The organism is Pseudonocardia yunnanensis, assembly GCF_039534065.1.
GTDB classification, from domain to species: Bacteria; Actinomycetota; Actinomycetes; order Mycobacteriales; family Pseudonocardiaceae; genus Pseudonocardia; species Pseudonocardia yunnanensis.
In genome coordinates, this window is sequence record NZ_BAAAUS010000002.1 from 1 (window position 1) to 25738 (window position 25738).

Below are 25738 nucleotides of genomic sequence, written 5' to 3' on the forward strand. Positions count from 1 at the left end.
CTACGTGCTCAGGCACGCCGAACGGGGACCCCGGACTTACACCACCAGCGGGGACGTGACCCGTGGGTGGCCGGGTCGGTAGCTGCCCGTGCTCTCCCTAGTTCTCCCCGGTGACCGGAACCTCCGGCCTGCACACCGCCCGTCTGGCGGCATCACGCGACGCGGCGCAGGAAGGAGCGGATCAGCTCGCTGATCTCGTCGCCGTGGGTCTCCAAGGCGAAATGGCCGGTATCCAGCAGATGGATCTCGGCGGCGGGCAGGTCGCGCAGATAGGCCTCCGCACCGGCGGCCCCGAAGATCTCGTCGTTCTTGCCCCATGCGATGAGCGTCGGCGGCCGGTGGGTGCGGAAGTACTCCTGGACGCCGGGGTAGATCTCGAGGTTGAACTGGTAGTCCCAGAACAGCTGGAGCTGAATCTCCGTGTTTCCCGGCCGGTCCATGCCGGCCTGGTCCAGCAGCCACGTCTCGGGGGCGATCCGGTCCATCCGGTCCGTGGGGACTCCGTGTGTGTACTGCCAGCGGGTGGCGTCGGGCGTCAGCAGCCCCCGCACCGCCTGCTCGTTCGCGGCCCGGTCGGTGGCGTGGGCGAACAGGACGTCCCAGAACGGGGTGAAGCCCTCGACGTAGGCGTTGCCGCTCTGCGTGATCAGGGCGGTGACGCTGTCGGGCCGACGGCAGGCGATCCGCAGGCCGATCGGGGCGCCGTAGTCGTGGATGTACAGGCTGAACCGCTCCACGCCCACCTGGTCGAGCAGACCCTCCGTGATCTCGGTGAGCTTGTCGAAGCTGTACTCGAACTCGGTGACAGCCGGCATGGCCGAGAGGCCGAAACCGATGTGGTCCGGCGCGATCAGGTGGTACTCGTCGGCCAGCGCGTCGATGAGATTGCGGAACATGTGCGAGCTGCTCGGGAAGCCGTGCAGCAGCACGAGCGTGGGCCGGTCGTGATCGCCCGCCTCGCGGTAGAAGACCTCCAACCCGTCCACTGTGGCGGTCCTGTAGCGGGTCCCGAACGTCGACATGTGTTCTCCCATTCAGGGTCGTGCGGGCGGATCCAGAGCCGGATGGCCGCAACACGGTCTCGCCGTGAGGACGCCCACGAACCAGTGGTGGACACTGGCAACGCCACGTGCGCAGGTCGCGGCGTGAGACCGTGTCTGGAGAGCGGGGTTTCCGCCGCCGGATACGGGAGGTCGCGGCATGACGTCTTCAGGCGTGCACCTTCGGGAGATCACCGACGACAACCGCGACGCCGTCTGTGCGCTGCGGGTCCGACGCGACCAGGAGCAGTTCGTCGCCTCGGTCGCCACCTCGCTCGACGACGCGGCCGATGAGCCCGAGGAGAATCCCTGGTACCGGGCCGTGTACAGCGGCGACGAGCCGGTCGGCTTCGTGATGCTCTCGTGGAACGTTCCCGACGAACGCTCCGGAGTCGGGAAGTACTACCTGTGGCGACTGCTCATCGACGAACACCACCAGGGGTCCGGGATCGGCCGGGAGGTGCTGACGCAGGTCGTCGACCTGGTTCGAGCCGACGGCGCCACGGAGCTGTACACCAGCTACGAGCCGGGCGAGGGCGAACCGGGGCCGTTCTACCTGCGGTTCGGCTTCGAGCCCACGGGCGAGATCGACGACGGCGAGATCGTCCTGCGCCTCACGCTGTCCGCTCGGTGAGCCCGCCGGGCTCCCGCGCCGCACCCGCCGGTGCAGGAGACCTCGGGGTCCCTGAGAAAAGTTGCAGAGTTCGTTGACCTCAGTCATCTAGAGTTCCGCCGCGTGAGCGAGGACAGTTCCGGCGTAGAGGTCGGCCAGCCGCGGTGGCACCAGGTGATGACGGAGCTCAGTTCGGCGATCGCCGCAGGTTCCTTCGCCCCGGGGGAACGGCTGCCGACAGAAGCCGAGCTCGCCGAGCGGTTCAAGGTCAACCGTCTGACGGTCCGCCAGGCACTGGCCGAGCTCGCGCGGGCGGGCACGATCAAGACGGTTCACGGGCGCGGCTCCTTCGTCGCCGAGCTCCCGTACCGCTTCCGGCTGCGCGCGACGACGCCGAGCATCGTCGCGCAGATGCGGGGCACCTCCACGGTGATCACGCAGGACCTGCTGCGGCACGCGGTGGTGCCGCGCTCCGACCTCCCGGATCCACCCGCTCTCCCCGATGACGAGCTGTTACGGCTGGACACGCTCATGTCGGTGGACGGCGAGGCGTGGTCGCGGGACACGACGTGGCTGTCGGCGAAGCGGTTCGGGGGAGTGCCTGCCGTCTGGACGCCCCAGACCTCGCTCACCGGCCTCCTGCTGGGCGCATACGGGATCGTGCTGCGCCGCTCGTGGCGTCGCCACTCGGCCGAGCCGGCGAGCCCGCAGGACGCGGCCGCCCTCGGTGTGCCGCTCGGCGCGCCGCTCCTGGTGCTGGTCGGCGCCAACACCGACCCCGCGGGCGTCCCGCTGAGCCAGGTGCACCGCCGCTCGCGGGGGGACCGCATCGAGTACGTGGTCGACTTCGATGCCGACGAAGACGTATAGATATCAATTGGTCGGTTGGCGTCGTTCATGAAGGAGTGAGCTAGCAGTCATGGTGTCGACCTAACGTCCGGGAGCGATCGTCCGCCTCGGCGTGCACCCGCGCGCCCGGCGATCACCCGGAGGACACCAATGCGCCCACGATCGCGCAACCGCTCCCGACTCCTGCTCGCGATGGCCACGGCCGCCGTGATCGCCGTACTCGCCGCATGCGGCGGCGCGGGTAGCTCCCCGGCTGCCCCCGGCGCCCTGCCCGACCGCGCTCCCAACGCGAAAAACGTGGTCCCGGGCCAGTTCTACCGCCCGACCACCCTGCACATCGCCACCATCTCGGGCGCCGACGAGGAAGCCACCACGGCCCGCTACACGGCACTCGTCGACTACCTCGGCAAGAAGCTCGGCATGAAGACCGAGTTCGTCCAGACCACCGACTACAGCTCGGTGATCGAGGCCATGCGGGCCGGCCGCGTCGACATCGCGCTCTACGGCCCCTTCTCCTACGTCATCGCCGCCAGCGAGGCCAACGCCGTGCCGCTGGTGGCCGTGCCGAACCAGGACACGGGCGAACTCGGCTACCACAGCCTGATCATCACCAACGTGAAGTCCGGGCTGAACACGCTGCAGGACCTCAAGGGCCACTCGATGGCGTTCGCCGACCCGGCCTCGACCTCGGGCTTCCTGTTCCCGAAGCTGATCCTCGCCAACGCGGGCATCACGGACCCCGACCACTACTTCTCGACGACGAGCTTCTCCGGTGGCCATGACGCGTCGCTGGTGGCCGTTGCGCACAACCAGGTCGACGCCGCGGGCGTGTGCGACAGCTGTATCGCGCGCTACTACGAGCAGGGCCTCGCCGACCCGTCGCAGATCAAGGTGATCGCCCAGTCGGACGAGATCCCGCCGAGCCCGGTGGCGGCGCGCGGTGACCTCGACCCGGCCCTGCGGCAGCAGATCATCGATCTCTACGTCGGCCTGCAGAAGGACGCCCCCGAGGTGATGATGCAGACCGAGGGTGAGAAGACGCAGCCCAAGTACCCCTACGCGCCGATCACGGACGACAAGTACCAGGTGATCCGTGACCTCGCGGACAAGCTGCACGTCGACCTCAAAGAACTGGGCTGAGAGATATATAGATGTCTCGCACGCCGTCGTCTCCTGTTCCCCTGAACGATCCCGCCACGACGTCTCCCATACCTAGCGTCGTCGCCATGAGCCAGGGAGGAACGCCCGTCAGTGTGCGGGCCCTCCGCAAGACCTACGGCAGCACCAAGGCCCTCGACGATGTCGGCTTCGAGTTGCCCGGGGGCGAGTTCGTCGCGGTTCTCGGCCCGTCCGGAGCCGGCAAGACGACCCTGCTGCGCTCTCTGACCGGGATGGTGCGCCCCGAATCCGGCAGCATCTTCATCGGCGACCAGGAACTGACTGCGCTGCGCGGCTCCGCCCGTCGGGCGGCGCAGAACAAGATCGGAATGGTCTACCAGCAGTTCAACCTGGTCGGGCGGCTGCGGGTGATCACCAACGTCCTGCTGGGCAGGCTCCCGCAGTTGCCCGCGTCGGCCTGGCTGACCGGACGGTTCCCCGCCGACGCCGTCGAGGCCGCCTACCGCTGCCTCGAGCGAGTGGACCTGCTCGACCGCGCCCACCAGCGCGCCGACACGCTCTCCGGCGGCCAGCAGCAGCGGGTCGCGCTCGCCAGGGCGATGTGCCAGGAGCCGCGCCTGCTGCTCGCCGACGAGCCCGTGGCCAGCGTCGACCCCAAGCTGGCCGAGCGGATCCTGAGCTACCTGCGCGAGGTGAACAAGGAGCAGGGCATCACGACGCTCGTGAACCTGCACACCGTGGCCATGGCCTCGCGGTTCGCCGACCGGGTCATCGGGATCAACGCCGGACGTGTCGTCGTGGACGGCCCGGCGTCACTCCTCGACGACCCCGCGACCCTGCAGCGGATCTACGCGGGCACGACCGACGAGGAGGAACTCGTCGTCGCGCTGCCGGACTGGATGGATGCCAAGAGGGCCAGGCCCGCCTTCGGGGGCGCGGTATGAGTGCGCCCCCCACCGTTCCGGCTGCGGCGGCGCCCCGCGCGCTGCCGCTCGCGCCCCGCCGGTTCACCGCGCTGCGCACCGTCTTCATCGTCTGCGGCGTGGCCGTGCTGGTCTGGGCCTTCACCGGCACCGGGTTCTCACCGGTCGAGCTGGCCGAGGGGTTGCCGAACCTCTTCGACCTGATCGGCCGGATGCTGCCGCCCGACATCACGATCTTCCCCAGCCTCATCGAGCCGGCGCTGGAGACCGTCCGGATGGCGATCGTCGGCACGGCGTGTGCCGCGGTCGTGTCGCTGCCGCTCGGATTTCTGGCCGCCCGGAACGTGACCCCGCACCCCGCGGTGCGAGCAGTCATCCGGCCGATTCTGAACGCTCTGCGCACGATTCCCGAGCTGATCTTCGCCCTGCTCTTCGTGGCGGCCGTCGGGCTCGGTCCGTTCGCCGGCGTGATGGCGCTGATCCTGGGCAACCTCGGATTCCTGGGCAAGATCTATTCCGAGACGCTCGAGAGCGTCGACCCCCGGCCGGTGGACGCACTCTCCGGTCTGGGCGCCACCCGCGCGCAGACCGCCTGGTACGCGGTGGTCCCGCAAGCCGTGCCGATCATGGCCAGCTTCGTGATCTACCTGCTGGAGATCAACTTCCGCGCCGCGACGATTCTCGGCGTCGTCGGCGCCGGTGGAATCGGGTTCGAGCTGACGGCCGCGATCCGGCTCTTCCAGTACCAGAACATGGCGATGATCCTCATCACGATCGGGGTCTGCGTCGCCTTCTTCGACTTCATATCCGCCTATCTGAGGAAAAGACTGCTGTGACGCCACCCCCAACCCTGATCTCGGAACCGCCGTCCACCGAGGAGCGCGCCTCACTCCTCGCTGACGCCGCACCCGCGGAGCTGGTCGCGCTCGCCGACCGCATCACCGCCGCGGCGGATGTCCGTGTGGAGGCCCAGCCGCAGGTCGGCATGGTTGTTCTGGAGGTCCGCGAGCCGGTCGCCGGCGAACGGTTCCACCTCACCGAAGTGCTGGTCACCGAGGCCCGTGTCACCGTCGACGGGGCCCCCGGCTGGTCGATGCGCACCGGTGACGACCGGCTCGCCGCACTCGCCGCCGCCGTCTGCGACGGCGCTGTCGAGGCCGGGCACGCGCTGGCCGACGACGTCGTGCGGCTGTGCACCACCACCGCCGCTGCGCAGGCCGCCGAGCAGGCCGCCGAACAGGCCAGGGTCGCCGCGACGGCAGTCACGTTCGAGGAGCTGGACCGATGAGCGCGCCGACTCCTGCCGGCCGCTCGGCGGCCCGGCTGCGGGCCCTCGACCACACCGACTCGCAGGCCACGTTCCGTGTGCTGCTCGACGCGCTCTCCCGGCCCGGCACCGTGCACCGCCTCCCCGAGGGCGTCATGGACGTCGACGTGCCCGCAGCCGTGCTCGTCCCGCTGGCGCTGGCCGACCTCGAAGTGGACCTCGCAGTGCTGGAGCCCGCCGGACCCGACTGGGCCGCCGCGCTGGCCGAGGCCACGGGGGCCCGGCCGGCCGCACCCGAGCGTGCCGACCTCGTGTTGGCCCTGCGCCCGCCGCGCCCCGACGAGATCCGTGGCCTGCGCCGCGGCACCCCCGACCGGCCGGACCTGGCCTGCCGCCTGGTGCTGGCCTGCGACCGCATCGACGCAGGGGACATCAACACAGGGGCCGCCGACGGTGCGGGTTCCGCAGCCCATCTCGATCTCAGCGGACCCGGTGTCGACGGCCACGCGGCCCTCGCCGTCTCCGGGGTGCCGCTGGAGACGCTCGAGGCGCTCATCGCGGTCAACCGCCGGTTCCCGCTCGGCGTGGACACCTACGTCGTCGACACCGAGGGCCGGGTCGCGGGCCTTCCCCGCAGCACCGCCGTCCGGATCACCTCCGGTGCGGGCACCTGGGCCGCCGCTCCGACCACAGCAGGGAGGGACTGACGTGGGGTACGCCGCCGTCAAGGGTGGACTGGACGCGATCCTGGCTGCCGAGGACCTGGTCGCCCGGATGCGGGTGGACGACGCGAGCCCGTGGGTGAGCGAGGAGCAGCTGATCGGCAGGCTCCGGCTCGCCGTCGACCGTGTGCAGGGCGAGGGCGGTCTCGCGTCCGCCGAGCTCGCGGCGCGGGCGATCAGGCAGGCCGAGGGTGACCTCATCGAGGCCTCGCTGCTGGTGCGCTCCTACCGCAGCACCCTGCCGCGGCTCGGCTACACCGTGCCGACCCCGACCTCGGAGATGGAGGCCGTGCGCCGGATCGTCCCGGCGTTCCGCGAACCTCCCGGCCGCCAACTGCTCGGCCGCACGCTCGACTACACCGAGCGCCTGGTCGACTTCCGGGACGAGGCCGCCGCCCGTGCCGCACTGGGCGAGCCCCCGGCGACCCCGCAGGAGATTCCGGCCGACAGCCGCCAGCCGCGGCTGGCCGAGCTCCTCGCCGCACGCGGGCTGCTCGCCGACCGCCGCGTGGAGGGCGACCCCGACCCGGTGGACGTCACCCGCGACCCGGTGACCACGCCTGCTCCGCGGTCGGCCCGGTTGTCGGTACTGGCCCGCGGCGAGACCGGCGCGCTGGTGAACCTCTGGTACCAGGGCGTGATGGGCGACCGGCGTGGCGCCGAGGACATCACGCTGGGCGAGGTTCGCGTCGGCAAGCTGCCCGTGACCGTCCGGCACCCGCGCACCGGTGGCCCCGTCCGCGTCGGGTCGGTGCAGGTCACCGAGGTCGAGGCGATGTCCAACCTCAACCGCCCCGACGAGAACACCGCCGTCTTCGACATCGGCTACGGCCTGGTGCTCGGCCACAACGAGCGCAAGGCGATCGCGATGGCGGTGCTCGACATCGCGATGTACCGCGACCGGGCCCGCACGGGCCTGGAGCAGAACGTCATCGCCACCTGCGACGGAACCGACGCCAGCGGGTTCCTCGAACACCTCAAGCTCCCCCACTACGTGACGTTCGGCTCGCAGCTCGAACGCAAGGAGGCGATGCGCCGGTGACCATCCAGGAGATGAGCACGGCCGTCCCCGCGGCCCGCTCCACGACCGATCTGCTGGACGAGGCCGACCGCTACAGCTTCGCCTTCCTCGACGAGCTGTCCAAGCGCGCCATCCGGCGGGCGATCCTGTCCGCCGTCGCCGTGCCCGGTTATCAGGTTCCGTTCGCCAGCCGGGACATGCCGGTGGCGCGCGGATGGGGCTCGGGCGGGCTGCAGATCACCCTCGGCATCGTCGGCCCCGACGACGTGGTGAAGGTGATCGACCAGGGCGACGACGCGGGCGTCAACGCCGCGAACCTGCGCCGGTTGATCCAGCGGACCACGGGCGTGACCACCACGCTGGACCGCCGCGAGGCCACGATCGTCCAGTCCCGCCACCGGATCCCCGAGGAGGGCATGCCCGACGGGCAGGTCCTCGTGCTGCAGGTGCCCGTGCCGGAAGCGCTGCGCGGAATCGAGCGCCGGCAGTCGGAGCTGCGGCGGATGCACGCCGAGGCCGACTACTCGCGGATGTGGGTGGCGCTCTACGAGGACTACGTGCGCCACGGGGCGATCACGAAGTCGACCGGCTACCCGGTGCTCGTGAACGGCCGGTACGTGATGCAGACCAGTCCGATCCCGCGCTGGGACGTGCCGCGGCTGCACCACCACGAAGGCCTGGCACTGTTCGGCGCCGGACGCGAGAAGCGGATCTACGCGGTGCCGCCGTTCACCGATGTGGTGCCACTGACCTTCGAGGACATCCCGTTCGAGGTCGAGCGCATCCCCGGCGCGGTGTGCGCGCGCTGCGGCAGCACCGAGAGCTACCTGAGCGAGATTCCCCAACAGGACGCGCCGTCGCGCTGGGTCTGCAGCGACACCGACTGGTGCGACCGTCGGACGGAGGGTCAGTCATGAGCCGGGCGCAGGAGGCGGCCCAGGAAGCGGCGCTGCGCGTGGAAGGGCTGGGGAAGATCTTCGGCCCCGGCTGCCCGGAGTGCGTCGCCGCCACCGGGCCGGAGCTGGCCCGCGAGCTGTGTGCGGTGTGCGGGTCGATCGTGGCCTGCTGGGACGTGAGCTTCGAGGTCGCCGCGGGCGAGTCCCTCGGCATCGTCGGCGAGTCGGGTTCCGGCAAGTCGACGGCGCTGCGCTGCCTCGCGGGGGACCAGGCGCCCACGGCGGGCCATGCCTACGTCCGCAGCGTCGAGGGCGGCACCGCCGACCTCTTCACGCTGCCCGCGGCTGACCGCAGGCGCGTCGGCGTCGAGGACGTCGGCATGGTCTACCAGGATCCGGCCGAGGGCCTGAGCCTCGACATCACCGCGGGCGGCAACGTCGTCGACCGGCTCGCCGCCGCGGGCTGGCGGCACTTCGGCCGGATGCGCGAGCGGCTCCTCGAGCTGCTCGCTCGCACCGAGGTGCCGACCGAGCGCGTCGACCACGTCGTGCGCACGTTCTCCGGCGGCATGCGCCAGCGCGTGCAGATCGCGAAGGTGCTCGCCAACCGGCCCGGCGTGCTCCTGCTCGACGAGCCCACCACCGGGCTCGACGCGTCGGTGGCGGCCGGGGTGCTCGACCTCATCCGCGACCTGCAGGAGGAGCTGGACCTCGCCGTGGTGGTCGTCAGCCACGACTTCCGCGTGATCGAGATGCTCACCCGGCGCGTGCTCGTGATGCAGCACGGCCGCGTGGTCGAGCAGGGCCTCACCGACCAGCTGCTCGAGGACCCCCAGCACCCCTACAGCCAGCGGCTCGTCGCCGCGGCCCGATGAAGGGAACCCAGGTGACCCCCGTTCTCGACGTCCGCGGCCTCGCCAAGTCCTTCACACTCCACGGCATCGGCGGCCGCGTCGTGCACGCCTTCTCCGGCGTCGACTTCACCGTCGCGTCCGGGGAGCTCGTGGCGCTGGCGGGCCGGTCCGGTGCCGGTAAGTCCTCGGTGATCAAGGCCGTGTACCGGACGTACCGGCCGACCGCAGGCACGGTCATGTTCGCCCCCTCGACGGGGGAGCCCGTCGACCTCGCCGCACTGCCCGACGCCGACGTCGCCGACCTGCGGGAACGCGAGATCGGCTACGTCTCGCAGTTCCTGCGCGCCGAGCCCCGCCGCGGTGTGCTCGACGTGGTGGCGCGCGCAGGCGTGCGCCGTGGCATGGAGGCGGGCCGGGCCCGCGAGGCGGCTGCCGACGTGCTGGCCGCGCTGCGCCTCGACCGCGAGCTGTGGCAGACCTATCCGACGTTGCTGTCGGGTGGCGAGCAGCAGCGCGTCAACCTTGCGTCGGCGCTGCTCGCCCCGCCGCGGTTGCTGCTCCTCGACGAGCCCGTCTCGGCGCTGGACCCGGCCAACCGGGAGGCCGTGCTGTCGATGATCGCCGCACTCGTCGCGGGCGGCACCGCCGTGCTCACGATCCTGCACGACCACGAGGCGATCCGACGGCTCGCCAACCAGGTGGTGTTGATGGCCGACGGTCGCGTCGTCGACGCAGGGGACCCGGCCGAGGTGCTCGCGGAGGTGGCGCCGTGATCGGGCGCCTCGCGTCCGCCGGGATCGACGGGGCCACACGATGAGCCTCGCGATGGACCGGATGAGCACCTCGGTCGGCACCTTCGCGGTCCACGACGTCCGCGCGGTGCTGCCCGACCGTGTGGTCGACGGGGCGGTGGTCGTCTGCGAGAACGGGATGATCACCGACGTCAAGGAGGGCGGGGCGGCTCCCGTCGGCGCCATCGACGGCAGGGGATCGCTGCTGATCCCCGGCATCGTCGACGTGCACTCGGACGCGCTCGAGGTGGAGGTCAACCCGCGACCTGGCACGTCGTTCCCGATCGACTTCGCCCTCGGGGCGTTCGAGGCGCGAGTGCGAGCGGCGGGCGTGACCACCGTCTTCCACGGCGTCGGCTTCTACGACACCGGGGGCGGCCGCCACACGGGCCGGACGCTCGAGCAGGCCCGCTCGGTGTGTGCGGTGCTGCGGATCCGGATGGAGTCCGGCCGCGCCGGTATCGCTCACCACGTGCTGCACCGGATGGACGTCCGCAGCCCGCTCGCTCTCGACGTGCTGCTCGAGTGCCTTCCCGTGCCGGCACCCGGGGTTCCTGCCCCGATGGTCTCGGTGGAGGACCACACGCCGGGCCAGGGCCAGTTCCGCGACATCGACCGCTTCGTCGCCGCCCGCGCGGCGGAGCAGCCGGGCAAGACGCGGGAGGAGATCGAAAAGCTCGTCCACGATCGCATCACCGGCCGCGACGCGCTGCTGGTGAACCGGGACCGCAACGTGGAGCGGCTCGGGGATCTGGCTGCCTCCGCCCGCATCCGGCTGCTGGCCCACGACGTGGTGTCGGCCGAGGAGATCGCGGACGTCCGCACGCGCGGTGCCCGCGTGGCCGAGTTCCCGACCACGATGGAGGCGGCGCGGGCCGCCCGTGAGGCCGGCATGCCCGTGGTGATGGGGGCGCCGAACGTCCTGCGCGGCGGCTCACACTCCGGCAACATCGGCGCGCGCGATGTTGCCGCCGCCGGTCTGGTCGACGCCCTGGCCAGCGACTATGCACCGCCCGCTCTGCTCGCCGCGGCGATTCGGCTCGCGGCCGACGGCGTCCTTCCGCTGACCGACGCCGTCGGGATCGTCACGTCGGGCCCCGCTCGCACGGCGGGCCTGCTCGACCGGGGGACGATCGCCCCCGGGCAGCGCGGCGACCTCGTGCTGGTCGACGACTCCGGACGCTGGCCGGAGGTGCTGCTCGTTCAGACGTCCGGCTGACGCCCTCCGAGGGCGTTTCGCTCCTCCTTTCGGGCTTCCCACTGGCTGACGGGTGGGCCTGATGCAGCGAACGGGTAAACCGTGACCTGCGAGCCGAGGAGGAGACGATGGGCGGAGCAGGTAAGGAGTCTGCGCAGCCGAACGGTCCGCCGGAATCCGAGCGTGACGGACGGATCTTCACCGGCGACGGGGCCGACACCCGGCCTTCGAACGGCGGGTGTCGGCGCCCGGCCCGACCCCGTGCGATGAGCGGCGCGGGGAGTCCGCACCGGGTGGGGACTCGGCTGGAGTACTTCCACGATCCCTCGGCGCCCCGGCCCACCGTCCTGGTGCCAGTGGCGTTCGCCGTCGTGCGGGACGACCGTGGCCGGGTCCTGCTGTGCCGCCGTGCGGACACCGGCAACTGGGAGATGCCCGGCGGCTCGGTGAACGCCGGCGAGTCGGCACTGGATGCGGTACAGCGCGAGGTCGAGGAGGAGACCGGGGTGCTGATCACCGTCACCGGCGCCTCAGGGATCTACACCGACCCGGGATACGTGATCGTCTACCCGACGGGAGAGGTGCGCCAGCAGTTCGCGGTGTGCTTCCACGCGCGGCCGACGGCCGGCGCCATCCGGCAGGACTGCCAGGAGACGGCGCAGGTGGGCTGGATACGCCCGGACCAGCTCGACCGCTTCCCGATCCACCCCGGCGTGCGGGTGCGGTTGGACGCGGCGCTCGCCGATCCCGACCACGTCCATCTGGCCTAGGTGGGCCACGCGTCGGACAGCCGGCTGAGAGCGCAGAAGTCGACGCTGCCCTTGGTGGCGCTGTAGACGACCAGTCGGTGGTGGCAGGTCGCCGGAATGTCGAGCACGCGGTAGTCGAGCTCGAGCCGACCGACACTCGGGTGCTCGAAAACCTTCCGCCCGCTGTGACACGGGCGCACGTTCCTGCGCTCCCAGCGTTGCGCGAAGTCCGGTGACTCCGCGCTGAGATCGGCGACGAGCGCACGCAACGCCGGGTCGTCGGGCCGGTATCCGACTGTTGCCCGCAGATGTGCGACCGCGTCGTCGGCGATCTCTCCCCAGTGCGGGAACAGCTGTTTCGCTGCCGGGTTCACGAAGGCATAGCGAACGTTGTTGGGACGAACGTTGTCAGGACCGTGCCCGGCAGCGCCGGAGTCTGCAAGGAAATGGCCGACGAACAGCGCCGCCGCGGCTGCGTTCCACGCGAGTACGTCCCCGACGCGGTCGATGACGTATGCCGCGGACGGCGGTGCGAGGAGGTCGAGCACGTCCTGCGCCTGCTGGAGGTGCTCGGCGGACACTGTGGTCGGGCGCCGGTTGCGGCTGGGATCGGCCAGGGCGTGCAGATGGGCCTGCTCGTCGTCGTCGAGACGCAGTGCCCGCGCGAGCGCGTTGAGCACGCCGGCCGATGGTGGACCGCCGCGGCCCTGTTCGAGGCGCACGTAATAGCCGAGGCTCACGCCGGCGGCGTCGGCGACCTCCTCGCGGCGCAAGCCTGACGTGCGTCGCGGGCCCGAACCGTCGATGCCCGCCTCGACCGGTTCGAGGCGGCCGCGGCGACCGCGCAGGAACGTGCCCAGCTCCCGTAGCCGGGCGTTCGGTGCCGTCATGACCTCACCTCCCATCGTTCGGGCGAACGGACCGGAGCGCCGCTGCATTTCCGATGAGGGTGACCATGTCCTGGTCACTCTGATCGCTGGCGACCGCCGTGACCGGTTCGCAGGCTGGCGTCATGACCGATGATCTCCACGACGCCACTGACGGCGATGCCGCACACCGCGGCTCGGCCGGCCCGACCCTGGCCGCCGCCGCACTGGGGTTCTTCGTCCTGACGCTCGACACCCAGGTCGTGACGGTCGCCATGCCCGTCATCGGGGCCGAGCTGGGCGGCGGCATCACCGCGCTGCAGTGGGTGGTCAGCGGCTACACGCTGATGCTGGCCGCGCTGCTGCTGTCGGCCGGGTCGCTGTCCGACCGGATCGGCGCCGGCAAGGCCTTCGCGGTCGGGCTGGCAGCGTTCACCGTGGCTTCTGCGGCGTGCAGTGTGGCGCCGGAGCTGGGAGTGCTGGTGGGGGCCCGGTTCCTGCAGGGCGCCGCCGGCGCTGTCGTGCTGCCTGCGTCGCTCGCACTGGTACGACAGGCATATCCGACGGCCGTGGCCAGAGCTCGGGCGGTGGCTGTGTGGACCGCCGTCGGCGGTGCGGCGATGGCCGCCGGCCCACTTGTCGGCGGGCTACTGACCAGCACACTCGGTTGGCGGTCGGTGTTCTACGTCAACCTCCCGATCGGGCTGGTGGCACTGATCGCGCTGATCCGGGGCCCCCGTTCGACATCTCGCCGGACGCCGTCCGACCTTCCCGGCCAGCTGGCCGCGACGCTGGCACTCGCCGCCATCACGTATGCGGTGATCGAGCGCAGCGTGGCTGCGCTGGTGGCGTTCTGCGTGGCCTCCGCCGTCTTCGTGATCGTCGAGCAGCGATCCGCGCATCCGATGGTCCCGCCGCGGTTGGTTCGTCGTCCCTCGGTGGCGGTTCCGACTGCGACGGGGCTGGCCCTCAACTTCGCGTTCTATGGCGCGGTCTTCCTGCTGGCCCTCTATTTCGAGCAGGTCCGCGGGTTGTCCGCGCTGGAGACCGGCCTGATGTTCCTACCGATGACGGCCCTGATCACCGTCATGAACCTGCTCGCAGGTCGTCTCACCACCCGCTACGGGCCGCGGCTTCCCATGGTTCTCGGTCAGGCGGTGCTCGTCGCCGGAGTATGCGGGTTGCTTGCACTCCAGCACGACACCCCGCTGGTCGTGCAGGCAGCTCTCCTGCTGCCCTTCGGCCTCGGTGGCGGACTCGCCGTGCCCGCGTTGACCGCGGCGCTGCTCGAATCCGTCGACGCGGACCGAGCCGGACTCGCGGCAGGACTGCTCAACGCAGGACGGCAGTTCGGCGGTGCGCTAGGCGTGGCCCTGTTCGGCAGCCTCGCCGGTGGGGCCGTCGTGACCGGGCTGCACATGGGCGCCCTGGTCGCCGCGGCAGTACTGGTGGCGACGACGATCGGAACCGTGGTTTTCGTCCGCCCTCGGATGACGGCTCACGGACAGCAGGATGAGCCCCTCGCCCGGAGCGGGGTCTCGGGGTCAGGCGCCCGCGCGGATCGCCCGGGGTGAGCGGCCGAGTTCGCGGCGGCACGCCTTGTTGAACGCCTGCAGGTCGGTGATGCCGATGGAGGCGGCGATGGCGGGGATGGACATCGTGGTGGCGGTCAGCAGGTGGCGTGCCCTGGCCATCCGCCGCTGCCGGATGTAGCTGACCACCGGAACACCGGTCTCGGCCCGGAAGAGCCTGGTCAGGTGGTTGTGCGACACACCGGCCACCCGGGCGATCTCGGGGACGGCCAGCGGCTGCGCGAGGTTCGCCTCGATGTGGGCGATCGCGGAGGCGACGGCCGGGTGTCTCGCACTGGCCGTATGTCTCGTGCTGTTCGTGGCCGGCTCCGGAAGCTGGGCGACGCGCCAGAGTGCCGTCCAGACCTCGGCCGCCACTCGAGGTGACGCGCCGGGCGACGCCTCGATCGCGGAACGGAGGAGCTCGGACAGGCCCGTGGCAGCCGGGCCGGCGTCCTGGACGACGGGCACGGACACGGCCTGGCCGCGCGAGGGAGTGCGGAAATGAGCGAAGAGGTGCTCCGACCGGCCCGTGTAGTCGAAGCGGACCTCGACTCCTGGCGGAACCAGGCTGACCGAGCCGGGACGGACGGGGTAGCCGCGCCCTCCGATGGTCAGCTTCGCCGAGTAGCCGTAGACGTGCAGTTGCCACAGGTCGGGCAGCCGGAAGACGTCGTGCAGGCTGCGGACACCGTGCACACCCACGCCGACGTTCACCGGCCCCGGCGGTTCGCCCAGGCGCAGCGGGACGCGCTCCACCCGGGCGATCATGGTGAAAAATTACCACCAGTGGCGAACCAGACCCACGCGCTGCGGCCTGATCCCTTCCTACGCTCGCCGAACGCAGACCAGTCGTCGGCGGCGAAGGAGAGACATGTCCCGTCCCCACCGCAAACACCTGCTCACGTCCGTACAGATGGCTCGGTTCGTCGCGCACGGCTCGTTGCGCATGGATGCCGTCGTGCCGGCGGAGATGAACGCCCAGGCCGTCGAGGTACTGCGGGAGGGAATCCCGGCAGCGCCGTACGGGGCGCCGCTCGCCGAGGCGTTCGAGGAAGGGTCGTTCGCCCGTCGGCTGGTCGGGTTGCCCGAGATCGCCGGGGCGATCTACAGCCTCGTCGGGCCGGACCCCACTGTGGACCACCACGCCGTGCACATCCGCAGGGCACGCGAGGGCACGGCGCAGAACCTGCACGGTGACGCGATCATCGACGTGCGGCCGGATGCCTTCGACGTGCAGCTCATGTACTACCCGCAGGAGGTCACGCTGGACATGGGCGGCACGCTGTCCGTGCCGGGCAGCCACCTTCGCCGCACCAACGAGTCGGACACCGGCCGCTACCAGAACCTGCGCGGCCAGAGTCGGCTCACCTGCCCGGCAGGCACCGTCGTCTTCCTCCACCACGGCATCTGGCACGGCGGTCGGCGCAACGACAGCGACGTCGACCGGTACATGTTCAAGATCCGCTTCAACCCCACGGTCCGGCAGCTGCGGCTGTGGAACACCGACGATCTGTACGACCCGGCGGTCGCCACCGAGCTCGGCAGGCAATTCCCCTGGTACGAGCACGCCACCGGGCGGTTGGAGATCTACAACAGGGTGAAGTTGTGGCAGGCCCTGGTGGGGGACGACAGCTACGACCCGGACTACTGGGTCACCCGGGTCACGAACCGGCCCACCCGAGTGGTGGCGCAGCGCAGTCTCAATCCGCACGCCCGTCAGCCCACCGCGGTGGGGGAGACGGCATGACCAGCACCCAGGGGACAGACCAGGACATGGCCGCGGAGTCCCTGCGTCAGCAAGTGCTGGTTCTCTACCTGTCGTCCTCGGCGCTGGACTCGACTGTCGTCGGCTGGTCGATCTACGACGGCACCGGTCGGACGAACCCGACCACGGGGGACAGCGACACGCCCCCCTACGAGAACGGGCTGGATGCGCTGCGGGACGGCTGGCGGTTGATCCAGGCCGCGCAACTCCTGCCGCCACAGCCGGGGCACGAGTACGACGTCTCCTTCCTGAAGCACGAGTTCTTCTTCGAGAAGCTGGCGTGACCTCAGCTGGAGGCGAGATGTCCCGAAGCCCTCCGGACTGAAACATCCTGCAACATCGGATGTATCGCCCATTCCGTGTTGGGCCACTTCGTGGCGCCGTGATCTCGGGAGATTCGCGAGCTCGGCCCACCGCTGCGAGCCGAGGCTCATGTGGTCCGATTGGCATGCCACGAATAATCCGAGGTAGATGGCTCCTCGGTAGTGATCCCGTCGGCGGCGGGTCCGCGTGTGAAGGCGCGCGGAGAGCGTGCACGGCGATTGTGTCTCGCCCTCTTGACGAGTGGGGCCGGCGACCGTCATTGTCCCCGGAACATCGGATGTCTCCATCAGCGTCGAGGAGCACCATGACGGTTCACACCACGTGGAAGCGGGCCGTTGGGGCCGCAGCTGCCGTGACTCTCGCCCTGGCCGTTGCCGCATGCGGCTCGAACGGCGGCGGTGGCAGTACCACCACCGCGGACGGCCGCAGCAGTCTCGTCTGGAACATGTGGAGCGGGTCCACCGCCGAGGTCGAAGCCTGGAACCACCTCGGTCAGATGGTGACCGCGGCCCATCCCGACATTCAGCTCGAGTTCCAGACGAGCAGCTTCAACGACTACTGGACCAAGCTGGCCGCACAGGCGAGCGGTGGAGACACCGGCTGCATCCTGGGCGTCCAGTCACTGCGGGCACGCAGCATCGCCCCGCTGCTGGTCCCGCTCGACGACATGCTCGCCGGCGCGGGCGTCAACCCGGCCGACTTCGACCAGTCGATCTGGAAGGGCCTGCAGGTGGACGGCGAGCAGCTCGCCATTCCCTATGACTTCGGGCCCCTGGTCATGTTCTACAACGTCGACCGCTTCCGTGAGCTCGGCGTGCCGGTGCCCTCGGTCGACTGGACCGTGCAGGACTTCCTGTCCGCCGCCCAGTCGCTGACCACGGGCGGCAAGTACGGGTTCGCGCTCTACCCCACGATCGACAGCGTCATCCCGTGGTCGCTCTCGCTGGAGGGCACCGACCCCGTCACGCCCGACGGGAAGATGGACCTCACGCAGCAGGGCTTCGTCGAAGCGGTGCAGTGGTACACCGACCTGGTCAACAAGCTGCACGTCGCGCCGCAGGTCGCGGCCACCAGCGACCCGACGCCCGCCCTCAGCAGCTTCATCGCCGGCGACGCCGCCATGGTCGTCGACGGTCCCTGGCAGCTCGTGAACGTCCAGAAGCAGGCGGCCTTCGAGGTCGGTGTGCTCCCGATCCCGGCGGGCGACAGCGGCTCGCACAGCCAGGTCGCAGGCTCGGGCTTCGGGATCTCGCAGACGTGTGCGGACCCGGAGAAGGCGCTGCAGGCCATCGCCGTGCTCACCGGGCCCGAGGCGCTGCAGTACCTCGCCGACCAGGGCCGGGCGTACCCGTCCCGCATCGCTCAGCAGGACGCGTGGTTCAAGCCGGAGCTGGCGGGCGCGAAGGAGGGCCTGAAGGCGGCGATCGACAACAGCGTGAGCTCTCCGGCGACGGAGAACTACACCCAGGTCTCGCAGCTCTTCACCCAGTACGGCGTGCAGGCGGTGAACGGCCAGCAGAGCGTGCCGGACTTCCTGAGCACGGTGCAGCAGCAGACCGGATGACACCACGACCGGAGCGGACGCGCCGCTGCCCGGTGGCGGCGGCGCGCCCGCGGGGAGGCGGTTGCACGTGACGATGTCGGTTCCGGCCCCACCGGCCGAGCTCCGGCGGGACGCCGGGCGCGGGGTGCGGCGAGGTGACGGCCGGGCAGCACTGGGATTCCTCGCCCCGAGCACCACGGGGTTCCTGCTGTTCACCCTGATCCCGCTGGTGGGATCGCTGGCGATCAGCTTCTTCGCCTGGCCGGTGCTCGGGAGGCGCCGGTTCGTCGGGCTGGACAATTTCACGGACCTGCTCGGCGACCCGATCTTCCACCAGATCATGCTGAACACGCTGATCTTCGTGGTGGTCTACGTCCCGCTGAACATCGTCGTCTCGCTCGGGCTGGCGCTGTGGATCTCGCCCCGCATCCGTGGGCGAGGGCTCTACCGGCTGCTCTTCTTCATCCCCACCGTCACGCCGATGATCGCCAACGCCCTGGTGTGGCGGCTGCTGTACCAACCGGGCGGCGTGATCGACCAGACCGTCCAGACCGTGTTCGGCGTCCCGGCGCCGAACTTCCTGGGCGACACCCGCTGGGCGATGGCTGCGGTGATCCTGATGTCGGTCTGGCAGGGCTTCGGCTACAACATGCTGGTCTTCTCGGCCGGACTCGATGCGATCCCGCAGAGCATCCGGGAGGCGGCCGAGATCGACGGGGCCGGACCGCTGCGCCGGTTCTGGAGCATCACGCTGCCGATGCTCTCGCCGTCGATGTTCTTCGCGATGATCATGACGCTGATCACCTCGTTCCAGGTGTTCGTGCAGCCCTACGTCCTGACCCGCGGCGGGCCCGGAGTGACCACGGAGACGATGGTCCTTCATCTCTACCGGCAGGGGTTCGAGCAGTTCGACCTCGGCACGGCGTCGACGATCGGCTGGTTCCTCTTCATGATCATCATGCTCGTGACCGCGCTGCAGTTCCTGGGTCAGAAGCGGTGGGTGCACTATGACGGCTGAGACGCTGCCGCCGGGCCCGGCCGGGCTCGCCGAGGTGGGCGGTGAGCAACGCCCGGCCCGTACGCGGCGCAGGCGCATGAGCCCACGGGCTGTGCTGTCGCAGGTGCTCCTGACCGCCGTTCTCGTGCTCTTCCTGATGCCGTTCGTCTGGATGATCGCGAGCGCGCTCAAGCCGCCGGCCGAGGTCTTCGGCAGCGGCGCGGGGCTCATCGGGTCGGAGATCCGGTGGTCCAACTTCGCCGAGGCGTGGAGCTACCTGCCGTTCGGCAGGTTCATGCTCAACGGGCTGTTCGTCGCGGTCACGGGCACGGTCGTCGTCTGCGTGACATCGGTGCTGTCGGCCTACGCGTTCGCCCGGCTGCGCTTCCGGTTCCGCGACCGCCTCTTCCTGGTCTACCTCGGCACGCTGATGGTGCCGCAGGAGGTCACCGTCGTCCCGATGTTCATCCTCATGCAGCAGTTCGGGTGGGTGGACGGTTACGCGGCACTGATCCTTCCGTGGGCCTTCACCGCGTTCGGCACGTTCCTGCTGCGGCAGTTCTTCCTCTCGATCCCGAGCGAGCTCGAGGAAGCCGCGACGATCGACGGCGCCGGGAAGCTGCGGATCCTCCTGCAGGTGGTCGTGCCGATCGCCAAGCCCGCCGTGGCCGTCCTGGCCGCATTCACATTCATCAACTATTGGAACAGCTTCCTCTGGCCGCTGATCGTCGTGAACAGCCGCGAGATGGCGACGGTGCCGCTGGGGCTGAACCTGTTCCTCAGCCAGAACGGCAACCAGTGGCACCTGCTGATGGCCGCCTCGGCCATCTCGATGCTGCCGACCGTCGTCATGGTCGTGTTGCTGCAGCGCCACCTCGTCCGGGGCATCGCCCTGTCCGGCCTCGGCGGCCGATGACCGACACCCGCACGCGAAGGAGTCCCATGGCCACGCCCGTCGAGACCGGTAGCCGGATCGAGACCGTCGAGTGGAGCCGGCTGGCACGTCCGCTGCCCGGCTGGTTCTCCGATGCCAAGCTCGGCATCTTCATCCACTGGGGCGCCTACTCCGTGCCGGCGTGGGCGGAACCGACCGGGGAGCTCGGAGCGGTCGACGAGGCGACGTGGTTCGCGCACAACGCCTACGCCGAGTGGTACTGGAACACCATCCGGTTCGACGACAGCCCGGCCCGCCGCCACCACCGGCAGACCTACGGAGACGCCCCGTACGACGAGTTTCTCGACGCCTGGCGCGCCGAGCAGTTCGATCCGCAGGACTGGTGCGCCCTCTTCGCGCGGGCGGGCGCCCGCTACGTCGTCCCCACGACGAAGCATCACGACGGCATCGCCCTGTGGGACGCGCCCGGCACCGGCTCGCGCAACACCGTCCACCGAGGTCCGCGTCGTGACCTGATCGCCGACCTGGAGACGGCCGTGCGGGGCGCGGGGATGCGGTTCGGCGTCTACTACTCGGGCGGTCTGGACTGGAGCACCAGCGATTTCCCGGTCATCGACACGGACGCGAACGTGCGGGCGCTGCGGCCGAACGACGCGGCCTACGCCGCGTACGCCCACCTGCACGTCCGCGACCTGATCGACCGATTCCGGCCCGACGTGCTCTGGAACGACATCGAGTGGCCCGACTTCGGCAAGCACGCCGGTCCGCTGGGCCTGTTCGAGCTGTTCCAGCACTACTACGCGACCGTTGCGGACGGCGTCGTCAACGACCGGTGGGGCGACACGCACCGCGACTACCGCACGAGCGAGTACCAGCACCACCTCGATGCAGAGGGCTCACCGGCCTGGCAGAACTGCCGGGGGATCGGGCTGTCGTTCGGCTACAACCAGGTCGAGGACGACCGGCACCTGATGAGCGGGCCGCAGCTGGTGCGCCACCTCGTCGACGTCGTCTCCCGGGGTGGCAACCTCCTGCTCAACGTCGGCCCGACGGCGAGCGGGCTCATCCCCGACGGCCAGCGCCGGACCCTGGAGGCGCTCGCCGACTGGATGGCCGTGAACTCGCGGGTGGTGCACGGCTCACGTCCCCTCGATGGCGAGATCGCGGATCCGTCCGGCACTCCATGGGTCCGCTGGACCCGTACGGACGCCACGGTGTGGGCGGTGGTCGACGCGCCCGGCGGCGCCGCCGTCACCCTGCCCGCCCGTCCCGGTCGCCTCGATCTCGCCTCCGCCGCCCTCGCCGACGGCACACCGGTACCGGCGAGGGCGGACAGCGGTGGCGTCACGGTGGACCTGCCCGTCCGCACGGCCGAGACACCCGTGGCGGTCGGGTTCGCCGCCTCCTGAGCGCGTGGCGGTCACCGACGAGGCGATCCTCAGAATCAAGGCGATGATCCGGTCCGGGGAGCTGCAGCCGGGGGACCGGCTGCCCCCGGAGAAGGAGCTGAGCGACGCGCTCGGGCTCTCCCGCAGCTCGCTGCGGGAGGCGGTCAAGGCACTCGAGGTCATCCGGGTGCTCGACGTGCGCCAGGGCGACGGCACCTACGTCACGAGCCTGACCCCGGATCTACTGCTCGACGCGATGTCGTTCCTGGTGGACATCCACCAGGACTCGTCGGCGCTGGAGCTGTTCGAGGTGCGCCGCATCCTGGAGCCCGCGGCCGTGGCGCTGGCAGCGCGCCGCGCGACACCGTCGGACGTCGAGCACCTGCTCGGCTTGCTCGCCCAGGTGCACGCCACGACGTCGGTGGACGACCTCGTGGCCCACGACCGTGTCTTCCACCGCCACATCGCGGAGCTGACCGGCAACGCCTACCTGGTCGGCCTCCTGGAGACGGTGTCGAGCAGCACGCTGCGGGCACGCGTGTGGCGCGGGCTCACTGAAGAGGGCGCAGTGGGACGCACGCTCACCGAGCACCACGCCATCGTCGAGGCGCTCGGCAAGGGCGACGCGGCCCTGGCGGCAGCGCAGGCGACCGTCCACATCGACGGCGTCGCCCGCTGGCTACGCAGGACGACCGGAGGCTGACCCCCACAGCAGGCAGGCGGCACACATCGGTTGGCCACGGCACACATGTCCGAACGTGTGCACGGTGGCCAGGAGATGTGTGCGGTTGAGGGGCTCGGTGTCGCTCAGGCGAGGTCGTACCGATCGAGGTTCATGACCTTGTCCCACGCGGCCACGAAGTCCGCCACGAACTTCTCCCGCGCGTCGTCACTCGCGTAGACCTCCGCGACGGCCCGTAGCTCGGAGTTCGAGCCGAAGACGAGGTCGACGCGGCTGCCGGTCCACCTGACCTCGCCGGTGGCGCGGTCGCAGCCCTCGAAGGTCTCCGCGGTCGTGGACGTCGGCTTCCATTCCGTGCCCATGTCGAGCAGGTTCACGAAGAAGTCGTTGGTCAGCGACCCGGGCGTCGAGGTGAAGACGCCCAGCGGGGACCGCCCGGAGTTCGCACCCAGCACACGCAGGCCACCCACGAGGACGCTCATCTCGGGCGCGCTCAGGTTCAGCAGGTTCGCGCGGTCGACGAGCAGGTGCTCCGACGGCACTCGGTGGCCCTTCCCCTGGTAGTTGCGGAACCCGTCGGCGGCCGGCTCGAGCGCCGCGAACCACTCGACGTCGGTCTGCTCCTGGGGGGCGTCCATGCGCCCCGGGGTGAACGGGACCCGGACGTCGTGGCCGGCGGCCCGGGCCGCCTGCTCGACGGCGGCGCACCCGCCGAGCACGATCAGGTCGGCCAGCGAGATCTTCTTGCCCCCGGTCTGCGAGCTGCCGAAGGACTCCTGGATCCCCTCCAGGGTGCGCAGCACCTGCGCGAGCTCGTCGGGGTCGTTGACCTGCCAGCCCCGCTGGGGTTCGAGGCGGATGCGCGCGCCGTTCGCCCCACCGCGCTTGTCGCTGATGCGGAACGTCGAGGCCGACGCCCACGCGGTGGAGACGAGCTGGGGGACCGTCAGCCCGGAGTCGAGGATCTGGGTCTTGAGGGCGGCGATGTCCTCGTCCCCGACCAGCTCGTGGTCCACGGCGGGGATCGGGTCCTGCCAGATCAGCCTCTCCTGGGGGACCAGCGGACCGAGGTAGCGCTGGATCGGGCCCATGTCGAGGTGCGTCAGCTTGAACCAGACCCGGGCGAAGGCGTCGGCCAGCTGGTCCGGGTTCTCCAGGAAGCGCCGCGCGATCGGTTCGTAGACCGGGTCGAACCGCAGTGCGAGATCCGTCGTCAGAATCGTCGGGGCGTGTGTCTTCGACGGGTCGTGGGGGTCCGGCACGGTGCCGGCCCCGCCGCCATCTCTCGGGATCCACTGCCACAGACCGGCGGGGCTCAGCTCGAGGTCCCACTCGTAGCGGAACAGGGTCTCGAAGTAGCTGTTGTCCCACGTCGTCGGGGTGGGTGTCCACGTGCCCTCGAGCCCGCTGGAGATGGTGTCGGCGCCGTTCCCGGTGCCGTAGCCGCTCTTCCAGCCCAGGCCCTGCTCCTCCAGGGGAGCGCCCTCGGGTTCGGGGCCGAGGTAGCGGTCGGGGTCTGCCGCGCCGTGGGTCTTGCCGAACGTGTGCCCGCCCGCGATCAGCGCGACGGTCTCCTCGTCGTTCGTCCCCATGCGCCGGAACGTCTCCCGGATGTCCCGGGCCGAGGCCTGCGGGTCCGGGACCGTGTTCGGGCCCTCCGGGTTGACGTAGATGAGGCCCATCTGGTCGGCGGCCAGCGGATGCGCGAGCTCGCGGATGCCGGTGTGGCGCTCGTCGCCGAGCCAGGTGCGCTCGGGGCCCCAGTAGACGTCCTCGTCCGGCTCCCAGACGTCCTCCCGGCCACCGGCGAAGCCGAACGTCCTGAAGCCCATCGTCTCGAGGGCACGGTTGCCCGCGAAGACCATCAGGTCGGCCCACGAGATCTTGCGGCCGTATTTCTTCTTGACCGGCCACAGCAGACGGCGCGCCTTGTCGAGGTTGCGGTTGTCCGGCCAGCTGTTCAGCGGGGCGAAGCGCTGCATGCCGGCGGCCGGGCCGCCTCGGCCGTCGTCGACGCGGTACGTCCCGGCGCAGTGCCACACCATGCGGATCACGAGCGGGCCGTAGTGGCCGAAGTCGGCGGGCCACCACTCCTGCGAGGTCGTCAGTACCTCGTCGACGTCCTTCGCCAGTGCGTCGAGGTCGACGGTCAGGAACTCGGCGGCGTAGTCGAAGGCCTCGCCCATGGGGTCGGCGACGGCGGGGTGCTTCCGGAGGATCGACAGATCGAGCCGGTTCGGCCACCAGTCGCGGTTGGTCGCGCTCCCGGTCGGGCGGGTGTCAGGACCGGCCGAGGCGTGGATGCCGAGGCCGAGGCTCTTGTCGTATGTCCGATATACGTCCGTCATGCTGGAGAACCGCCCTTGGTCCATCCCCGACGCCGACGGCATGCGCGCGGTCCGCGCCGGTCACCGCTCGTCGCGGGCGGGCCTACTGCGGACCGGGCACTGCGTGGCGTCTTTCCACTCGTTCCTGGCTGCGTTCACAGACCGGCTGCCTCCACCCTAGGTATCGTCGTCGGACTGCGTCACGTTGATCTCCGGACCGCATGGGGAAATGTCGCTCGCCGATCGGCCTCGGCCAGTGCCGATCGGGCAGGCCTCGGTCCCGCGGACGAGGATCGTTCCCTCGTCCGCGGGACCGGGTGGTGCTCAGGGAGTGACCAGGACCGTCCGGATGTTGGCCTTGCTCTGGTTCTGGAAGGCTTGTTCGGCCTCTTCCAGCGGGTAGGTCTCGATGATCGGTCGCACTCCCCTGAGGACCGCGAAGTTCAGGGTGTCCTCGCTGTCCTGGGCGACACCGCTGTACCAGCCGGAGACGTTCAGCCTGTCGGTCGCCAGCACGTGGCCGGTCACCTGTATCGGCTCCTGGCCCTCGAGCACGATCAGCCTGCCGTTCGGCCGGAGGCCGTTGACCAGGTCGGACTGCAGGTCGGCGTGATCAACCGTGCCCAGGATGACCTCCGCACCGCCGAGTTCACGCACCGCCGCGCCTGCGCTGCCCTCGGTGCTGTCGACGTACTCGTCCGCCCCGAGCTTGCGGGCCAGTTCCTCCTTGGCCCGGCCGCGGTTGATCGCGATGGTGCGCAAGCCCATCCTGTTGGCGAACTGGATGGCCAGGTGGCCGACGCCGCCGACGCCCTGGACGGCGATCGTGTCGCCCGGGCCCGCGTGTGAGTGCCGCAACGCGTTGAAGGCGGTGATACCGCCACACATGAGCGGTGCGGCCTCCTCGAACGACAGGCCCTCCGGGATACGGGCGACCGCGTCCTGCGGCGCCACCATGTACTCGGCGTATCCACCGTCGTACGAGGCGCCGACGATGGTCCGATTCACGCAGTTGGTGAAGTCTCCGCGCCGGCAGTACTCGCACGTGAAGTCGCTACCACCGGACCAGCCGACGCCGACCTTGTCGCCCACCTGCCACACCTGCACGCCGTCACCGACGGCGTCCACGACGCCCGCGATCTCGTGACCGGGAACCCGCGGCAACTGGGTCCCGAACAGACCCAGCCGCGGGATCGCGTCGCCGCCGCAGATCCCGCACGCGTGCACCTTCACGCGGACCTGCCCGGGTTTCGGCTCGGGCACCGGGATGTCGACCATCACGAATGGACTGCCGGCCACCTGTGCCTGCGCCGCGCGCATCATCGCTGTCATGTC

26 protein-coding genes are annotated in these 25738 nt (G+C 70.4%); 21 read left to right on the forward strand and 5 right to left on the reverse strand.

The genetic code is table 11. The features are described from left to right. Window positions 1–152 precede the first annotated feature (152 nt). A complete protein-coding gene (locus ABD743_RS03590; protein ID WP_344718806.1) occupies window positions 153–1022 on the reverse strand; it encodes an alpha/beta fold hydrolase in 870 nt (289 codons plus the stop codon). A gap of 178 nt (window positions 1023–1200) precedes the next feature. On the opposite strand from ABD743_RS03590, the gene ABD743_RS03595 reads away from it, so the two are divergent. From ABD743_RS03595 to ABD743_RS03655, 13 genes are all read left to right on the forward strand, one after another. Continuing rightward, on the forward strand, window positions 1201–1674 hold the full coding sequence (locus ABD743_RS03595; RefSeq protein WP_344718808.1) for a GNAT family N-acetyltransferase: 474 nt from the start codon (window positions 1201–1203) through the stop codon (window positions 1672–1674). Between the two features lie 102 nt (window positions 1675–1776). Beyond that, window positions 1777–2523 carry a GntR family transcriptional regulator gene (locus ABD743_RS03600; RefSeq protein WP_344718810.1) on the forward strand — a complete coding sequence of 249 codons (747 nt, stop codon included), beginning with the start codon at window positions 1777–1779 and terminating at the stop codon, window positions 2521–2523. A gap of 129 nt (window positions 2524–2652) precedes the next feature. Then, entirely contained in the window at window positions 2653–3642 is a 990-nt protein-coding gene (locus ABD743_RS03605; RefSeq protein WP_344718812.1) for a phosphate/phosphite/phosphonate ABC transporter substrate-binding protein, read from the forward strand. An 86-nt stretch (window positions 3643–3728) separates the two neighbouring features. Continuing rightward, entirely contained in the window at window positions 3729–4565 is an 837-nt protein-coding gene (gene phnC / locus ABD743_RS03610; protein ID WP_344718814.1) for a phosphonate ABC transporter ATP-binding protein, read from the forward strand. Continuing rightward, window positions 4562–5380, forward strand: a complete 819-nt coding sequence (gene phnE / locus ABD743_RS03615) for a phosphonate ABC transporter, permease protein PhnE (protein WP_344718816.1) — start codon at window positions 4562–4564, stop codon at window positions 5378–5380. Before phnC ends, phnE begins: the two co-directional genes overlap by 4 nt. Beyond that, complete coding sequence (locus tag ABD743_RS03620; protein WP_344718818.1) at window positions 5377–5832, forward strand: phosphonate C-P lyase system protein PhnG; 456 nt, start codon at window positions 5377–5379, stop codon at window positions 5830–5832. Before phnE ends, ABD743_RS03620 begins: the two co-directional genes overlap by 4 nt. After that, complete coding sequence (gene phnH / locus ABD743_RS03625; protein WP_344718820.1) at window positions 5829–6518, forward strand: phosphonate C-P lyase system protein PhnH; 690 nt, start codon at window positions 5829–5831, stop codon at window positions 6516–6518. The genes ABD743_RS03620 and phnH overlap by 4 nt, the downstream gene beginning before the upstream one ends. 1 nt (window position 6519) lies before the next feature. After that, window positions 6520–7575 carry a carbon-phosphorus lyase complex subunit PhnI gene (locus ABD743_RS03630; protein ID WP_344718822.1) on the forward strand — a complete coding sequence of 352 codons (1056 nt, stop codon included), beginning with the start codon at window positions 6520–6522 and terminating at the stop codon, window positions 7573–7575. Beyond that, window positions 7572–8471, forward strand: a complete 900-nt coding sequence (locus ABD743_RS03635; protein ID WP_344718824.1) for an alpha-D-ribose 1-methylphosphonate 5-phosphate C-P-lyase PhnJ — start codon at window positions 7572–7574, stop codon at window positions 8469–8471. Before ABD743_RS03630 ends, ABD743_RS03635 begins: the two co-directional genes overlap by 4 nt. Beyond that, on the forward strand, window positions 8468–9325 hold the full coding sequence (locus ABD743_RS03640) for an ATP-binding cassette domain-containing protein (RefSeq protein ID WP_344718826.1): 858 nt from the start codon (window positions 8468–8470) through the stop codon (window positions 9323–9325). Before ABD743_RS03635 ends, ABD743_RS03640 begins: the two co-directional genes overlap by 4 nt. Window positions 9326–9336: 11 nt before the next feature. Beyond that, the gene (locus ABD743_RS03645; protein ID WP_344718828.1) at window positions 9337–10077 is read left to right on the forward strand and encodes an ATP-binding cassette domain-containing protein; all 741 of its coding nucleotides are present in this window, start codon (window positions 9337–9339) and stop codon (window positions 10075–10077) included. A 40-nt stretch (window positions 10078–10117) separates the two neighbouring features. Further along, entirely contained in the window at window positions 10118–11314 is a 1197-nt protein-coding gene (locus ABD743_RS03650) for an alpha-D-ribose 1-methylphosphonate 5-triphosphate diphosphatase (RefSeq protein WP_344718830.1), read from the forward strand. 272 nt (window positions 11315–11586) lie between these two features. Beyond that, window positions 11587–12063: an NUDIX hydrolase gene (locus ABD743_RS03655; protein WP_344718832.1), complete on the forward strand. Its 477-nt coding sequence runs from the start codon at window positions 11587–11589 to the stop codon at window positions 12061–12063. Here ABD743_RS03655 and ABD743_RS03660 read toward each other — a convergent pair. Continuing rightward, window positions 12060–12932 (reverse strand): helix-turn-helix transcriptional regulator, encoded by an 873-nt coding sequence (locus ABD743_RS03660; RefSeq protein ID WP_344718833.1) that lies wholly within the window; start codon window positions 12930–12932, stop codon window positions 12060–12062. The two genes, ABD743_RS03655 and ABD743_RS03660, sit on opposite strands and share 4 nt — an antisense overlap. 122 nt (window positions 12933–13054) lie before the next feature. Here ABD743_RS03660 and ABD743_RS03665 point away from each other — a divergent pair, with 122 nt between their 5' ends. Beyond that, the gene (locus tag ABD743_RS03665) at window positions 13055–14482 is read left to right on the forward strand and encodes an MFS transporter (RefSeq protein WP_344718835.1); all 1428 of its coding nucleotides are present in this window, start codon (window positions 13055–13057) and stop codon (window positions 14480–14482) included. Here ABD743_RS03665 and ABD743_RS03670 read toward each other — a convergent pair. Continuing rightward, window positions 14453–15250 carry an AraC family transcriptional regulator gene (locus tag ABD743_RS03670; protein ID WP_344718837.1) on the reverse strand — a complete coding sequence of 266 codons (798 nt, stop codon included), beginning with the start codon at window positions 15248–15250 and terminating at the stop codon, window positions 14453–14455. The two genes, ABD743_RS03665 and ABD743_RS03670, sit on opposite strands and share 30 nt — an antisense overlap. Before the next feature lie 103 nt (window positions 15251–15353). On the opposite strand from ABD743_RS03670, the gene ABD743_RS03675 reads away from it, so the two are divergent. From ABD743_RS03675 to ABD743_RS03705, 7 genes are all read left to right on the forward strand, one after another. After that, on the forward strand, window positions 15354–16229 hold the full coding sequence (locus ABD743_RS03675; RefSeq protein ID WP_344718839.1) for a phytanoyl-CoA dioxygenase family protein: 876 nt from the start codon (window positions 15354–15356) through the stop codon (window positions 16227–16229). Then, entirely contained in the window at window positions 16226–16531 is a 306-nt protein-coding gene (locus ABD743_RS03680; protein WP_344718840.1) for a hypothetical protein, read from the forward strand. The genes ABD743_RS03675 and ABD743_RS03680 overlap by 4 nt, the downstream gene beginning before the upstream one ends. A gap of 344 nt (window positions 16532–16875) precedes the next feature. Further along, window positions 16876–18135 (forward strand): ABC transporter substrate-binding protein, encoded by a 1260-nt coding sequence (locus ABD743_RS03685; RefSeq protein WP_344718841.1) that lies wholly within the window; start codon window positions 16876–16878, stop codon window positions 18133–18135. A 73-nt stretch (window positions 18136–18208) separates the two neighbouring features. Beyond that, window positions 18209–19132, forward strand: coding sequence for a carbohydrate ABC transporter permease (locus tag ABD743_RS03690; RefSeq protein WP_344719218.1), 924 nt, complete (start codon window positions 18209–18211; stop codon window positions 19130–19132). Continuing rightward, a complete protein-coding gene (locus ABD743_RS03695) occupies window positions 19122–20027 on the forward strand; it encodes a carbohydrate ABC transporter permease (RefSeq protein WP_344718842.1) in 906 nt (301 codons plus the stop codon). The genes ABD743_RS03690 and ABD743_RS03695 overlap by 11 nt, the downstream gene beginning before the upstream one ends. A gap of 26 nt (window positions 20028–20053) precedes the next feature. Continuing rightward, window positions 20054–21415, forward strand: coding sequence for an alpha-L-fucosidase (locus tag ABD743_RS03700; protein WP_344718845.1), 1362 nt, complete (start codon window positions 20054–20056; stop codon window positions 21413–21415). Window positions 21416–21419: 4 nt separating this feature from the next. Further along, window positions 21420–22097, forward strand: a complete 678-nt coding sequence (locus ABD743_RS03705) for a FadR/GntR family transcriptional regulator (RefSeq protein ID WP_344718847.1) — start codon at window positions 21420–21422, stop codon at window positions 22095–22097. Between the two features lie 104 nt (window positions 22098–22201). On the opposite strand, the gene katG is transcribed toward ABD743_RS03705, so the two are convergent. Both katG and ABD743_RS03715 read right to left on the reverse strand, forming a co-directional pair. Next, complete coding sequence (katG, locus tag ABD743_RS03710; protein WP_344718849.1) at window positions 22202–24424, reverse strand: catalase/peroxidase HPI; 2223 nt, start codon at window positions 24422–24424, stop codon at window positions 22202–22204. A 303-nt stretch (window positions 24425–24727) separates the two neighbouring features. Further along, window positions 24728–25735 (reverse strand): alcohol dehydrogenase catalytic domain-containing protein, encoded by a 1008-nt coding sequence (locus ABD743_RS03715; RefSeq protein ID WP_344718851.1) that lies wholly within the window; start codon window positions 25733–25735, stop codon window positions 24728–24730. Between the last annotated feature and the right edge of the window lie 3 nt (window positions 25736–25738).

Bases quoted from the DNA above. Each gene is read 5' to 3' on its own strand.
- ABD743_RS03660 (WP_344718833.1), bottom strand. From the start codon at position 12,932: ATGACGGCACCGAACGCCCGGCTACGGGAGCTGGGCACGTTCCTGCGC.
- ABD743_RS03590 (WP_344718806.1), bottom strand. From the start codon at position 1,022: ATGTCGACGTTCGGGACCCGCTACAGGACCGCCACAGTGGACGGGTTG.
- ABD743_RS03640 (WP_344718826.1), top strand. From the start codon at position 8,468: ATGAGCCGGGCGCAGGAGGCGGCCCAGGAAGCGGCGCTGCGCGTGGAA.
- katG (WP_344718849.1), bottom strand. From the start codon at position 24,424: ATGACGGACGTATATCGGACATACGACAAGAGCCTCGGCCTCGGCATC.
- phnH (WP_344718820.1), top strand. From the start codon at position 5,829: ATGAGCGCGCCGACTCCTGCCGGCCGCTCGGCGGCCCGGCTGCGGGCC.
- ABD743_RS03595 (WP_344718808.1), top strand. From the start codon at position 1,201: ATGACGTCTTCAGGCGTGCACCTTCGGGAGATCACCGACGACAACCGC.
- ABD743_RS03670 (WP_344718837.1), bottom strand. From the start codon at position 15,250: ATGATCGCCCGGGTGGAGCGCGTCCCGCTGCGCCTGGGCGAACCGCCG.
- ABD743_RS03700 (WP_344718845.1), top strand. From the start codon at position 20,054: ATGGCCACGCCCGTCGAGACCGGTAGCCGGATCGAGACCGTCGAGTGG.
- phnC (WP_344718814.1), top strand. From the start codon at position 3,729: ATGAGCCAGGGAGGAACGCCCGTCAGTGTGCGGGCCCTCCGCAAGACC.
- phnE (WP_344718816.1), top strand. From the start codon at position 4,562: ATGAGTGCGCCCCCCACCGTTCCGGCTGCGGCGGCGCCCCGCGCGCTG.
- ABD743_RS03695 (WP_344718842.1), top strand. From the start codon at position 19,122: ATGACGGCTGAGACGCTGCCGCCGGGCCCGGCCGGGCTCGCCGAGGTG.
- ABD743_RS03650 (WP_344718830.1), top strand. From the start codon at position 10,118: ATGAGCCTCGCGATGGACCGGATGAGCACCTCGGTCGGCACCTTCGCG.
- ABD743_RS03680 (WP_344718840.1), top strand. From the start codon at position 16,226: ATGACCAGCACCCAGGGGACAGACCAGGACATGGCCGCGGAGTCCCTG.
- ABD743_RS03690 (WP_344719218.1), top strand. From the start codon at position 18,209: ATGTCGGTTCCGGCCCCACCGGCCGAGCTCCGGCGGGACGCCGGGCGC.
- ABD743_RS03685 (WP_344718841.1), top strand. From the start codon at position 16,876: ATGACGGTTCACACCACGTGGAAGCGGGCCGTTGGGGCCGCAGCTGCC.
- ABD743_RS03715 (WP_344718851.1), bottom strand. From the start codon at position 25,735: ATGACAGCGATGATGCGCGCGGCGCAGGCACAGGTGGCCGGCAGTCCA.
- ABD743_RS03665 (WP_344718835.1), top strand. From the start codon at position 13,055: ATGACCGATGATCTCCACGACGCCACTGACGGCGATGCCGCACACCGC.
- ABD743_RS03605 (WP_344718812.1), top strand. From the start codon at position 2,653: ATGCGCCCACGATCGCGCAACCGCTCCCGACTCCTGCTCGCGATGGCC.
- ABD743_RS03675 (WP_344718839.1), top strand. From the start codon at position 15,354: ATGTCCCGTCCCCACCGCAAACACCTGCTCACGTCCGTACAGATGGCT.